This window comes from Flavobacterium sp. HJSW_4, from assembly GCF_042436695.1.
In the GTDB taxonomy this organism is placed as follows: domain Bacteria; phylum Bacteroidota; class Bacteroidia; order Flavobacteriales; family Flavobacteriaceae; genus Flavobacterium.
Genome location: NZ_JBHNPP010000029.1, coordinates 1 through 12,482, shown reverse-complemented (window position 1 = coordinate 12,482; position 12,482 = coordinate 1). Strand labels below are relative to the sequence as shown.

Below are 12,482 nucleotides of genomic sequence, written 5' to 3'. Positions count from 1 at the left end.
TAATTTTACTTTTTAGTTGTTGTTAATCCGTTTAGTATTTCTTTTATTTTATTTGTGCTTTCCATTTCTTCAAAAATGGCGTTATAATCTTCTTCTTTCAGCAAATCTCTAAACCGACTTAGGTTTGAAATATATGCTTCTAATGTTTCCAGAACGTGTTCTTTATTTTGTTTAAAAATCGGTGTCCACATTGCTGGCGAACTTTTTGCTAAACGAACTGTACTTTCAAATCCACTTCCCGCCATGTCAAAAATATCCTGTTCGTCTTTTTCTTTATTCATTACCGTTTTCCCAAGCATAAACGAACTAATGTGCGATAAATGCGAAACGTAAGCAATGTGTTTATCGTGTGAAACGGGATCCATATATCTGATTCTCATTCCAATCGAAGTAAAAAGATTTAATGCTTTCTCTTGTAATTTAAAAGCTGTCTTTTCGACTTCGCAGATAATATTTGTTTTTCCTTGAAACAAACCTCTTATTGCCGCCGATGGTCCAGAAAACTCTGTTCCTGCAATTGGGTGTGTAGCAATAAAATTTCTTCTTTTTGGATGATTCGCTACTGCTTCACAAATTGGCTTTTTAGTCGATCCAACTTCAAAAACAATCGTTTTATCTCCTACTGCATCCAAAACTTTAGGTAAAACTGTTAGCGCTACATCTACAGGAACCGAAACAATTACAAAATCTGCTTTTTGTAAATCTTCGAAACTTCCTGCTTCGTCAATAACTCCTAAATCTATTGCTTGTTGCAAATGCTGTTCGTTACTGTCAATTCCTAAAATAGTTGCATCAGGATAACGTCCTTTGATGTCTAACACCATCGAACCGCCTATTAACCCTATTCCTATTACGTATACTTTCATATTTTTTTTTATTTGAAGCTATGTCATTGCGAGGAACGAAGCAATCACACTAACAATGATTCAGCAACTGAGATTGCTTCGTCCCTCGCAATGACTTCTAAAATCGATCAATCGCTTCTTGTACTTTTTCTTCTTTTACACACAATGAGAATCTGATATATCCTTCGCCGTTGCTTCCAAAAATGGTTCCCGGTGTAATGAAAATATGTTTCTCATATAATATTTCGTCAATGAACTTCTCTGCTGATTCTATTCCTTCTGGAAGTTTGGCCCAGACAAAAAGCCCAACTCCTTCTTTATAAACTTTACAATTTAACTTTTCAGCTAATTTTTCCGTCAATTCTCTACGGCGTTTGTAAATTTTGTTCTGATCTTCAAACCAAGATTTATCACATTTTAAAGCTGCAATTGCTCCTTTTTGGATTCCGTAAAACATTCCGCTGTCCATGTTGCTTTTTACTTTTAAAACAGCATCGATAATTTCAGGATTTCCTAAAACCATTCCGACTCTCCAGCCTGCCATGTTGAATGTCTTACTTAAAGAGTTTAATTCTAAAGCTACTTCTTTCGCACCTTCAACTTGCAATAAACTCATCGGATTATCATTCAAAACAAAACTATACGGATTATCATTGATCAATAATATGTTGTGTTTTTTAGCAAAAGCAACCAATTTTTCAAATAACGCTAAATTTCCTCTCGCTCCTGTCGGCATGTGCGGATAACCCAGCCACATTATTTTTACTTTCGAAAGGTCTAATTTTTCTAAAGCTTCGAAGTCTGGTTCCCATGCATTTTCTTCTTTCAAATCATAATAAACCGGAACTGCTTCTACCAAATTGGTTACCGAAGTATAAGTTGGATAACCTGGATTCGGAATTAAAACGTGATCGCCTGGATTTAAAAATGCAAGCGAAATATGCATAATCCCTTCTTTTGAACCCATTAGAGGTAAAATCTCATTATTCGGATTCACTTCAACACCAAACTGATTTTGATAAAAATCTGCCATCGCCTGCCTCATTTCCGGTAATCCCTGATAGCTTTGATAACCATGCCCATTCTCGTCTTGAATTGCCGCGGCTACCGCTTCAATTACTGCTTTCGACGGACTCAAATCAGGGCTTCCAATTCCCATATTGATGATCGATTTTCCTTCAGACATCAGCTGTCTCACTTCTCTTAATTTTGATGAGAAGTAGTATTCTTCAACTGTGTCTAATCGTTTTGCTGTTGTAATCATGATTTATATTTAATTTGCTTTAAGCTTTCTTTTTTGACTTTAAGACTTTTGATTTTTCAACTTTAAGATTCACTTAAAGGTTTCGTATTTTTGTATTCTCCCAACACTTTAAAATATTCTGCCATTATGTTTAATAACGTTTTGGCTTTTGCAAAATCTTCGTATTTCTCAAATGTTACGTCTACGAAGAAGGAATATTTCCAAGGTGTTTCAATTTTTGGAAGCGACTGGATTTTTGTCAAATTCAGTTTGCAGTCACTCATTACGTTTAAAACTGCTGCTAAACTTCCTCTTTTATGATCTAATTCAAATTTTACAGAAGCTCTGTTGATTTCGCTTTCTGGCAGAAATGAATTCTGTTTTTTAATGATTACGAAACGAGTCATATTATTTTTGATCGTTTGAATCGATGACGCAATAATATCAAGATCGTACATTTCTGCTGCTGTTTGACTTGCAATTGCAGCAATTCCGGTTAATTGTTTTTCCTGAATTCTTCTTGCTGTTTCTGCTGTATCTTTATCCTCAACCAATTTGATATTTGGATATTGTTTCAAGAAATCCATACACTGCAAAAGTGCCATTGGGTGCGAATGAACTTCTCTAATATCTTCAATTTTCTGACCTTTTAAAGCCATTAAATTCTGCTGAATATTTAAATAATGCTCTCCAATAATGTGCAAATTATTCTTGTCAATCAAAGCATAATTTGGAATAATCGGACCCGCAATTGAATTTTCGATCGCCATTACAGCCTGATCAGATTTTCCGGCAATAAGGCTGTCGATCAATTCTTCAAAAGACAAGCATTCATCAATATCCACATTTTCAGAGAAATACTCTTTCACAACCTGATGATGAAATGATCCTTTAATACCTTGTATTGCAATTTTCGTTGTCATATAGTCAAAAAAAAATCCTGATTTGCATCAGGATTGTATATTAGTTTTATTTGTCTTAAAATTTGATCTCAAATAACCATAGCACAATCCTCACTTCTACTAAAGAAGAAATAAAAAGAGTTGCTAAAATAAAAACGGTTACTTGCCATTTTGTTTGTGTTTTGTTTTAAATTCTTTGCGAATGTATAAATTATTTTTAGTGCACCAAAAAAAAGATTGCATTTTATGAAACAAAAAAGGATTTCTTAACAAATTTAGCAGGTTTTGTATGATAATATAAAAAAATCGGCTTAAAATGAGAATATTAAATCTAGGTTCTAAGGTTCTGAGATTCTAAGGTATTAAGTTTTTTTGCCACGAATTCCACAAATTGACACTAATTTATCATAATGTAAAATTCAATTTCCTGAATTTATATAACAGATAACAAATTAAAATTTGTGGAAATTTGTGGAATTCGTGGCAACCAAACTTTTAAAACAATCCAGAAACTGGTTTATTCATAATCCCGATTTTAGAATAATCGAAATCCATTTTTTGTTTTAATAATGAGGCGTAGACGCTTCTAAAATCTATTTCATATTTTAAATCGCCGTTGTCTAAGTCTGCTAAGTTTGGATTTTTTCCTAAAATAGTTCCTTTATTATTTCCTCCGATGATGAACATTGGCGCGGCAGTTCCATGATCGGTTCCGTTTCCGTTGTCTTTTACTCGTCGTCCAAATTCGGAGAAAACTACGACTGTAACGTTTTGAAGCAATTGCGCTTGTTTTAAATCGCTGTAAAAACTATAAAGCGCATCGTTTAAATCGGTTAGTTTTCTTTCGTGAATGGCAAGCTGATTATCGTGCGTATCGAATCCGCCGAGAGAAGTATAATACACTTTCGAGTTTAGATTTCCTTTTATTAAACGAGCTATCCATTCTAGATTTTTAGATAATTCTGTTTTCGGATAACTGATTTCATTTTTCGATTTGGCTAATGCTTTCTGAATTTCATCTGAACCTTCGGTAACCGAATTGGCAATTTTTCGAACAAAATCTAAATGCGGATTCTGCGATAAAGTCACATTTTCTTCTTTTGATTTTACCTTAAATCGGTTTGGATCTTTTATAGTAATAAAATTCGGCTCAACTCCTTTTAAGGCCAAATTATCAATTGAGTCTAAATTGATTCCAGCCGTCGCCTGATGTCCGTTACATTGCAAATCCAAAAATCTTCCGAGCCAGCCTTCATTAATATATTTATTAGAATCGGTTGCCGTTTGCCAGATTTCCTGACTTCTAAAATGCGATCGGATTGGTTCTGGATAACCGACATTCTGAATTACGGTTAAATCTCCGTTTTGCTGCATTTGAGCGAAATCTTTCAATGAAGGATGAAATGCCATTCCTTTATTCTTCCCAACCACAACATCTTTATTTAAAGCAATTTTAGTCCTATAATCATAATACAACGGATCGTCGTATGGAATAAAAGTATTCAAACCGTCGTTTCCTCCGTTCAATTGCACAAAAACAATGCATTGTTCGCCAACAACCAGATTAGTTTGCGAACCAAAAGCGTGTAAAAAATCAGGCAATACAAGCATCCCACCTGTAAAAGTTCCTGTCAATGTTAGAAAATCTCTTCTGTTCATGATGCTTGTTTTCTAAATTAATTGATATTCTGGCAGTTTTGTGATGTAATTGAATACGCGGACAACTGCAAAATCGGCATGAGGTTCTTTTGGATCAAAATCGTATTTCAAAAGATTCTCCATGTCTTTTTGAGCCGAATCGCTTACCGCGAATAATAATCGGTTTGACAATTCAGAAATAATAGTTTTATTATTTCCGTTTGAATCAAAAGTGACTTTTACATCAGCTTTTTCATATTCTGATTTTTCTTTTTCAACTCCATTCATCATGGTTTTCAAAACTCTTCGATTGAGACTTTTTCCACTGCATAATAAATCTGCGGTATTATTTCTTTGGAGATAAATCTGCGAAGTCAACCAAGAATTTCCTCCATCCCAGCCTTTCACATTTACCTGATTGTACAAATCCATTCCCTGTTGTTTTATAAATGCCATGATTGCAGCATCGTCAACATTATCAATTTGTAATTCATCGTAAAGCTGTAAAATATAAACCAGCGGATTTTTGATTTTATTTCCGGAATTCTCTTTCGAAAATTCTTCCGTAAAAATCTTAGTCAGTAAAGGCTGAATTTCGAATTTTTCTTTTCTAAAATAATCCCCATAGTACGCCACCAAATCTTCTGGCGGGTTATCATATACAAACCATTTTAGAATTTTTCGAGTAATTAAATAGGGAATATTTTTCTGTTCGAAAATAATATCAACCAAATCATCTGCTTTCCAGTTTCCCGTTTTCCCGAAATAGGTTTTATCGCTGTTGTCTTCTATATTTTTTCGGTAAACCGCGCTGTCATCGCCGATATTTAAACCCGCTAATGCTTTTGCACCGTTTTTAATGTCGTTTTCAGTATAATTTTCAATTCCAATTGTAAATAATTCCAGTAATTCACGACTAAGGTTTTCGTTTATTTTTCCTTTTTTGTTATCGCCGTTATCGAGATATCGCACCATTGCATTAGATTTCAGAATCTGTTTCGTCAATTCTTTAAAATTCCCAAAAGCATTTTCGCGCAAAATCATATTATGCTGATAAATCCAATAGTTGATTTTTACTTTTTGTGAAGTCGACACGAAGTGATTGTGCCAAAAACAAACCATATTCTCGCGAAGCGGAAATTCGTCTGTACGCATTTTAGCAATCCACCATTTTTTAAATGCGACGTTTGCTTGATTTTCTTTTTTCTGAAATTCTTTTCTGGTTTCGGGACCTGAGATTTTTATTTGCTCTCTGATCTCCTTTAATTCCAAAGTCGTTTTAGGTTGATCCTGCAGAAAATCTGGAAGTTGTTTATCAAATTTGGAGTTATAGGAATGTTTTAGAAACTTTTCTAATCCTATCTTTTCAATTTGAGTGGCTTGTTTTCCTGAAAAACCTAATCGTAATGACCAAAGATTGCTTTTTTTCATAATTCAGAAATTATTACAATAAGACTTGATTCTCATTTAAAGGTTTAATTTAAAAGAGACTAAGTCGCTAAGATTCTGAGATGATAAGTTTTAAAAGTCTTTGGTATTAATTAAAACGGAGGATTTTTGGGGATATTGTCAAGACAATCACAATCAACATTGCCCACGGTTTCAACCATGGGAGACGTATGATGCTCCTTTTTGCGTTCCCACGGTTGAAACCGTGGGCTATGTTTGAAAATCTTTAAAATAAAAATTCATCTAAAAATTGTTTGCTTTCATCAATATACAACAAATAATTTCCAGTTTTAATTTGATCTTTTTGAAGTTCTAATTTTATTTCAACACATGGTGTCGGAATAAAATCGTGATCAATTAAAATTGAAATAAATTTTGAAGTGATTCATCAAAGCTAATATCTAACTCATTAAAATCTATATTCAACAAATAGTCATTTGCTAGTTTATAATAATCCTTTTTGTTTTTATGAATTGAATTTAAATCCATTTACATCAATTTTTTACTTTTCTCCAATAATATGTAGATCTATCAATATCATCAAATATAAAAGCTATTCTTTTATCACTGATTTTGAAAAATTTCATTCGTCTATTATTATTATCATAAAGTAATAAAGTATCACCAGACATTTTCCATTTCCCATATTCATCAACAGAGCTTCTTAAAACATTTTTTCTCGCCATTTTTCTTGAATTATACTTTTGAAGCAAGCGCCTATAACTATTATCATCTCGCAAATACAACACACCTACTTCATAAGAATAACCAACTGCAGGATACGAATCGTAAGCAATTCTATAAACAACATCTTTCTTCTGAGCATAGACGACGAAATTCAATAAAAACAAAATGGAGATTAAAAATTTATTCATCAAAACCTATATAAATATTTAAGCAACAAATAAACAAAAAAGCAGCTATCAAAAATGACAACTGCTTTTTTATATATCAAATTAAAATCTAAATTCTTAGATCTAAAATCTACAATTAAGACCCACACATTTCACAATCCTCTGGATCTGCTGCCTGTGCTTTCAATAACATTGCTTTGTAATCTTCAACGCTGATTGCTTCACTTTCTTGAACTAAAGATGGAGCTTCTTCTTTTTTATCGTTGTTTAATGTGAATTTAATCGCATCTACAGCCGCTTTTGTTCTTAAGTAATACATTCCTGTTTTTAAACCAGATTGCCAAGCGTAGAAGTGCATTGACGTTAGTTTAGAATAGTTTGCATCTTGCATGAACAAGTTCAACGATTGAGACTGGTCAATAAAGTAACCTCTTTGACGAGACATATCGATAATATCTTTCATCGACATTTCCCAAACTGTTTTGTAAAGATCTTTTAAGTCTTGCGGAATAATGTCAATATTTTGAATCGATCCATTATGACGCATAATTTCCTGTTTCAATGACTCGTTCCATAAACCTAATTTCACTAAATCTTCTAGTAAATGTTTGTTCACTACAATAAACTCTCCAGATAATACACGACGCGTGTAAATATTTGAAGTATATGGTTCGAAAGCTTCGTTATTTCCTAAAATCTGAGAAGTTGAAGCGGTTGGCATCGGCGCAACTAATAATGAGTTACGAACTCCATGCTCCATAACTTCTTTTCTTAAAGAAGCCCAGTCCCAACGACCAGATAATTCCTCATCTTTTAATCCCCACATGTTGTATTGGAATTCTCCTTGTGACATTGGCGAACCAGCAAAAGTTGAGTATGGTCCTTCTTCTTTTGCCATTTCCATAGAAGCCGTTACAGCTGCGAAGTATAATGTTTCGAAAATTTCTTGGTTTAAAGCTTTAGCCTCATCACTTGTAAAAGGCATACGAAGCATAATGAAAGCATCTGCTAAACCTTGCACTCCTAATCCAACTGGACGGTGACGGAAGTTAGAATTTTCAGCTTCTTTTACTGGATAGTAGTTTCTATCGATTACTTTGTTCAAGTTACGAGTTACACGTTTTGTAACATTGTAAAGTGCTTGGTGATCGAATTTTCCGTTGTCGATGAACATCGGAAGAGAAATAGAAGCCAAGTTACAAACTGCAATTTCATCTTTAGATGTAAACTCCATAATCTCTGTACACAAGTTAGAAGAACGGATAGTTCCTAAATTCTTGTGGTTCGATTTACGGTTTGCTGCATCTTTGTACAACATATATGGTGTTCCAGTCTCGATTTGAGATTCTAGGATTTTCTCCCACAATTCACGAGCACGGATTGTTTTTCTTCCTTTTCCTTGAAATTCGTAATCAGTATATAATGCTTCGAATTCATCTCCATAAACATCATATAATCCTGGACATTCGTTTGGACACATTAAAGTCCAAGTCGAATCTTCCTGAACACGTTTCATGAATAAATCTGAAGTCCACATTGCGAAGAATAAATCTCTCGCACGCATTTCTTCTTTTCCGTGGTTTTTCTTTAAATCCAAGAAATCAAAGATATCAGCATGCCAAGTTTCGATGTAAATCGCAAAACTTCCTTTACGTTTCCCTCCACCTTGATCTACGTAACGAGCAGTATCGTTGTAAACTCTCAACATCGGAACAATTCCGTTTGAAGTTCCGTTTGTACCGCGAATGTAAGATCCAGTCGCACGAACGTTATGAATAGAAAGTCCGATTCCTCCCGCTGATTGCGAGATTTTTGCTGTTTGTTTTAATGTATCATAAATACCATCAATACTATCATCTTGCATTGCCAAAAGGAAACAAGAAGACATTTGAGGTTTTGGAGTCCCTGCGTTGAACAACGTTGGCGTTGCGTGCGTAAAGAACTTTTTAGACATTAAATCGTAAGTTTCAATAACCGATTTTAAATCGTCTAAGTGAATACCAACAGAAACACGCATTAACATGTGCTGCGGACGCTCCACGATTTTCCCGTTTATTTTAAGAAGATAAGAACGCTCTAAAGTTTTGAAACCAAAGTAATCGTAATTAAAATCTCTTGTATAAATAATGTGAGAATCTAAAAAAGCAGCATTTTCCTGAATCACTTTGTACACGTCATCAGCAACCAATGGAGCATCTTGCCCATTTCTTGGATTAACGTAGTGATACATATCTTTCATCGTTTCTGAGAAAGATTTTTTAGTATTTGAATGTAGATTAGAAATTGCTACACGCGCTGCCAATTGAGCATAATCAGGATGCGCAATTGTCATAGAAGCCGCCGTTTCTGCTGCAAGATTATCTAGTTCAGAAGTCGAAACCCCATCATACAATCCTTCGATAACTCTCATGGCTACCTTAACAGGATCTACGAGCTCATTCAAGCCGTAACACAATTTTTTGATTCTTTCTGTAATCTTATCAAACATTACGGGCTCTCTGTGGCCATCTCTTTTTACTACATACATAAGCTTACCTTTTATAGTTATTGAAAAAATGAAAGTACCTAGAGAACGAACTCCAGCACTTAAACATTGCGTGTTTTAAAATTATTTTTCGAGAATTACCGAATTCTCAATAGTTACTCGATTCAAATCCGAAAATCGAATTTAAATACGTCAAAAATTGCTATTGAATCTGCGATTTGGGAAAGAGATTCAACCTTAAAATATTCCTGCTAATCTTTTTTTAGCATTTCTTGAAGAAGTAAATGCTAAAAGTATTTTTGTTGTCTAAAAATCTGCATCAAATGAAATTTTTTGAGCATCACTATCTGTGTTCATCACACCTGATTTTTGATACTCTGCAACACGTTTTTCAAAGAAATTAGTTTTTCCTTGAAGAGAAATCATGTCCATGAAGTCAAACGGATTCGCTGATCCATAAACACGCTCGCAACCTAATTCTACTAACAATCTGTCAGCAACAAATTCTAAATATTGTGTCATTAAAGTTGCATTCATTCCAATTAAACTTACTGGAAGAGATTCTGTAACAAATTGTCTTTCGATATCTAAAGCATCAACAATGATTTCTTTAATTCTTTCTTTTGGAACTTTGTTAACCAAGTGATGGTTATGCAAGTGAACTGCAAAATCACAGTGTACGCCTTCGTCACGAGAAATCAACTCATTAGAGAAAGTTAAACCTGGCATAAGTCCACGTTTTTTCAACCAATAAATTGAACAGAAAGCTCCCGAGAAAAAGATTCCTTCAACTGCAGCAAAAGCAATAAGTCTTTCAGCAAATGAATCAGACTCGATCCATTTTAAAGCCCATTCTCCTTTTTTAGCAATTGCAGGGAATACTTCTAAAGCATTAAACAATTCTATTTTTTCTGCTTCGTCTTTAACGTAAGTGTCAATTAATAAAGAATACGTTTCACTATGAATGTTTTCCATCATAATTTGGAAACCATAGAAAAATTTAGCTTCAGCATATTGAACTTCATTTACAAAGTTCTCAGCAAGATTTTCATTTACGATTCCGTCAGAAGCCGCAAAGAATGCTAAAATATGTTTAATGAAATATCTTTCGTCGTCATTCAACTTATTATTCCAGTCTGTCAAATCTTGGTGCAAATCGATTTCTTCTGCAGTCCAAAAACTAGCTTCCATCTTTTTATACCACTCCCAAATATCATGATGCTTAATCGGAAAAATAACGAAGCGATTTTTATTTTCTTGTAATATTGGTTCGATTTGTGACATGACAGATTCTGTTAATTTTTTTATTGAATTTTTACTCATTCAGATAGACTACAAAGATTGTCATTTCACGTCAAAAATAAAAGCCAAACTTATTCACAATCGGACGTAGTTTTTAACAAAGGCTTAAATTTGAAAAAAAATTCAGACAATAATTAATTTACTGCTAATGAGTTGTTTAAAATTGCTTTTCAGCTAAAAAAGCCCCGTAGAATATAGACTTTTTCGAATAAAAAGCAAGAATTTTTAAATAGTTTTAAAAAGTTTTTTTAGAGTCAAAACTTTATTTTTTTGAGTCAAAAGTTGTAGTCAAAAAGACTATAATTTTTGATGGCTTTTTTATGAATTTTTAAGTTCTTCAGCTACCTTTTCAAGTTCCATATACCAATCTTCGCCAAAGCGTCTTATCAATGCTTCTTTTACAAATTTGTAAACCGGAACTTCCAATTCTTTACCTAAAGAACAAGCGTCATCGCAAATGTCCCATTTGTCATAATTAACCGCCGCAAATTCTGTGAAGTCTTTTACGCGAATTGGATATAAATGACAAGAAACAGGTTTTTTCCAATCTACTATACCTTGATTGTAAGCTTGCTCGATTCCGCAAAGCGCAGTTTTTCCATCAAAAATTACATAAGCGCAATCTTTATTGTCAATAAGCGGAGTTTCAAGATCTCCGTCAGTTCCTTTTACCCAAGTTCCTTGCGCTTCGATAGCGGCAATTCCTTCTTTGCGTAAAAAGGGCTTTACTTTTGGATAAATTTCTTCTAAAATCTTTGTTTCAGCTTCATTCAAAGGCGCACCGGCATCTCCATCGACACAGCACGCACCTTTACAGGCTGACAAATTACAGACAAATTCTTTTTCGAGGATATCCTCTGATACTATGGTTTTTCCTAATTGAAACATTTTGCAAAGGTAACTAAAGATTCAGGAAATAAAAGTCACTCGTAAAGATTAACTTTTAATACCTCCAGATTATAATCAATCTATTTTACTTACATAAATTTATAATCTGATTTATTGAATGTAAAGGCACTTTTCTCCAAACTTTTACATTTCATTGTGGTCACTTTTCTGCTTTTCAAATCTTTCATTGTCATATCCATCAGCAAAGTTCTTTCGTCAGGTTTAAAATAAGACGAAAACTCCGCAGGCATTTTCCAGTTTTTTTGATTTTTGAACATATCACCAAAACTCACTTTTGCTTCACTCGTATAATAACAAATGATGTCATATTGATCGTTTGTCATTTGAACTCCTTTGCAGTTATAACCCAAAAATGTTTTATCAGGCAATGTTTTAATAGTGAATTTAGATTTTTCACTTTCTTTTTTAGCCAAATCAGTGTAATCAGGCATTTTTGAAGCTGATGCCATTTTTTCCTTTCCGTTTCCAAAACACGTTATCGTAATATTATTTCCAGAATCCATAATCATCAGCATATTTTGATCTTGCCCTTGCGCCATATTCATTGCGACATACGATTTATTTGGTTCTAGCAAATATTCGGCATTCATTGACTTGCCTTCGTTGGCCGTTATTTCCATAATATATTTCCAACTGAAGACATAAGAATTTGGCACAACCGAAGGATCAACTTTATTTTTCCCGTAACCTAAAATTGCACTTTCCATATTACCAGTTTGTGCATCTGTATTATTCTGCGCGCTTTGATTCTTTTTTGAATATTTCTCTAAAGCATTTTTCAAAATTTGCGCCTGCATACTATTGAATGAAACCAACAGCATTAAAACCCCAACAACCCACATCTTTTTCATAACA

Annotated in this window: 10 protein-coding genes; all 10 read right to left on the bottom strand. The window is 33.8% G+C overall.

Going from position 1 to position 12,482, the window contains the following annotated elements; all coding sequences use genetic code 11:
- Positions 1 to 5: 5 nt before the first annotated feature.
- On the bottom strand, positions 6 to 866 hold the full coding sequence (locus tag ACE01P_RS20325; RefSeq protein WP_379700865.1) for a prephenate dehydrogenase: 861 nt from the start codon (positions 864 to 866) through the stop codon (positions 6 to 8).
- Between the two features lie 97 nt (positions 867 to 963).
- Positions 964 to 2,109, bottom strand: coding sequence for a pyridoxal phosphate-dependent aminotransferase (locus ACE01P_RS20320; RefSeq protein WP_379700864.1), 1,146 nt, complete (start codon positions 2,107 to 2,109; stop codon positions 964 to 966).
- 62 nt (positions 2,110 to 2,171) lie between these two features.
- Positions 2,172 to 3,011, bottom strand: a complete 840-nt coding sequence (locus tag ACE01P_RS20315) for a prephenate dehydratase (protein ID WP_379700863.1) — start codon at positions 3,009 to 3,011, stop codon at positions 2,172 to 2,174.
- A 474-nt stretch (positions 3,012 to 3,485) separates the two neighbouring features.
- Positions 3,486 to 4,649, bottom strand: a complete 1,164-nt coding sequence (locus ACE01P_RS20310; protein ID WP_379700862.1) for a DUF1501 domain-containing protein — start codon at positions 4,647 to 4,649, stop codon at positions 3,486 to 3,488.
- A gap of 12 nt (positions 4,650 to 4,661) precedes the next feature.
- Entirely contained in the window at positions 4,662 to 6,059 is a 1,398-nt protein-coding gene (locus ACE01P_RS20305) for a DUF1800 domain-containing protein (RefSeq protein WP_379700861.1), read from the bottom strand.
- 512 nt (positions 6,060 to 6,571) lie between these two features.
- Positions 6,572 to 6,955 (bottom strand): hypothetical protein, encoded by a 384-nt coding sequence (locus ACE01P_RS20300; protein WP_379700860.1) that lies wholly within the window; start codon positions 6,953 to 6,955, stop codon positions 6,572 to 6,574.
- Between the two features lie 112 nt (positions 6,956 to 7,067).
- The gene (locus tag ACE01P_RS20295; RefSeq protein ID WP_379700859.1) at positions 7,068 to 9,458 is read right to left on the bottom strand and encodes a ribonucleoside-diphosphate reductase subunit alpha; all 2,391 of its coding nucleotides are present in this window, start codon (positions 9,456 to 9,458) and stop codon (positions 7,068 to 7,070) included.
- A gap of 264 nt (positions 9,459 to 9,722) precedes the next feature.
- Positions 9,723 to 10,700 (bottom strand): ribonucleotide-diphosphate reductase subunit beta, encoded by a 978-nt coding sequence (locus ACE01P_RS20290; RefSeq protein WP_379700858.1) that lies wholly within the window; start codon positions 10,698 to 10,700, stop codon positions 9,723 to 9,725.
- Positions 10,701 to 11,036: 336 nt separating this feature from the next.
- Entirely contained in the window at positions 11,037 to 11,606 is a 570-nt protein-coding gene (locus tag ACE01P_RS20285) for a DUF3109 family protein (protein ID WP_379700857.1), read from the bottom strand.
- Between the two features lie 89 nt (positions 11,607 to 11,695).
- Positions 11,696 to 12,482 (bottom strand): hypothetical protein (locus ACE01P_RS20280; protein WP_379700856.1); only part of this gene is annotated, 787 nt, incomplete at its 5' end.